Raw genomic sequence first — 1,258 nt, 5'->3', positions numbered from 1 at the left:
ATAACACTTCTGAGGCAACTTGACACTAATTTAGTTGGATTAAATTGTAATTTAAATAAGAAAGGACGTCATTCCATATGAGAAAAATCGTTATAGCCATATCCGGTGCGACTGGGGCGACATATGGAGTCCGTTTATTGGAAGTTCTTTCATCTTTGGAAACCATAGAGGTGCATCTGGTAATTAGCTCCTGGGGCGAAAAAACAATTGCGCTGGAAACAAATTATACTCCCAATCAAGTTAAAAAAATGGCCACATTCTGTCATGATTTTCGGAACCAAGGAGCTGTAATAGCCAGTGGTTCCTTTGGTGTTGATAGCATGGTTATTGCTCCTTGTAGTATGAAAACCGTAGCGGCAATAGCGCACGGGCACGCAGATAATCTTATTGTCCGCTCAGCAGATGTTATGCTGAAGGAGAAGAAGAGGCTAATCCTTGTTCCGAGGGAAACCCCGCTAAATGAGATTCACCTGGAAAACATGCTTAAGCTGACTAGAGCGGGAATAATAATTGCTCCTCCCATGCCAGCCTATTACAATAGCCCATCAAATTTGGAAGATATTGTTGACCACCATGTCTCCCGGATATTAGATTTGCTTAATATTGATAATAAACTGACTTGTCGATGGGATAGCAGCATTAAGATAGCAAGTGGACTAGAATATTAAGCACAAAAAGCTTACTCAAAACACACCTCCCCTCTAGAAGAAATCGAGCAAGGTATAGGAGCTGGTTACCTTTGGGAACCACCTTACTCAGTTTCGTAATTAGTAATCACCGGCCATGTGGGTACAAAAGCCAGGGGTACGACCAGCGGTTAGAAAAGGAAGGCGGGCCAAAGGTAATAGGTTTTACAAAGTAGTAGTCCAAATGACTGGTGGTTCTGATACTTTTTATAGGAGGTATTTATGATGAATTTAGGAGTTCTTTCCCTACTTTTCGTACTATTCGCAATTGTCCTAGGTTTTGTCAAAAAAATGAATACAGGCCTGATTGCCATTGGTTTAGCCCTAATAATTGGCCGAATCGGCGGTATTTCTGACAATGATGTTATTGCTGGTTTCAACACGTCGCTGTTTGTAATGCTTTTAGGCGTTACCTATCTTTTCAGTATAGCTAACTGCAACGGGACCTGGAGCTCTTTGCCAAAAAGGCTGTGGCTCTGGCAGGGAAGCGGGCAAAGCTTATCCCGGTAGTACTTTATATTTTGGGCATCTTTCTCGCGGCAATTGGACCAGGATCTATACCTGTTATGGCT

At 42.2% G+C, this 1,258-nt stretch carries 2 protein-coding genes; both read left to right on the top strand.

Features of this window, described 5'->3' with window-relative positions; translation table 11 throughout:
* Positions 1-77 precede the first annotated feature (77 nt).
* Positions 78-668: a UbiX family flavin prenyltransferase gene (locus L7E55_RS17530; protein WP_277445651.1), complete on the top strand. Its 591-nt coding sequence runs from the start codon at positions 78-80 to the stop codon at positions 666-668.
* Between the two features lie 240 nt (positions 669-908).
* Positions 909-1,196 (top strand): transporter permease, encoded by a 288-nt coding sequence (locus L7E55_RS17525; RefSeq protein ID WP_277445650.1) that lies wholly within the window; start codon positions 909-911, stop codon positions 1,194-1,196.
* Positions 1,197-1,258: the final 62 nt, after the last annotated feature.

This window comes from Pelotomaculum isophthalicicum JI (assembly GCF_029478095.1).
GTDB classification, from domain to species: Bacteria; Bacillota; Desulfotomaculia; order Desulfotomaculales; family Pelotomaculaceae; genus Pelotomaculum_D; species Pelotomaculum_D isophthalicicum.
The sequence above is the reverse complement of the archived record's forward strand: the minus strand, read 5'-3'. Positions and strand labels throughout refer to the sequence as shown.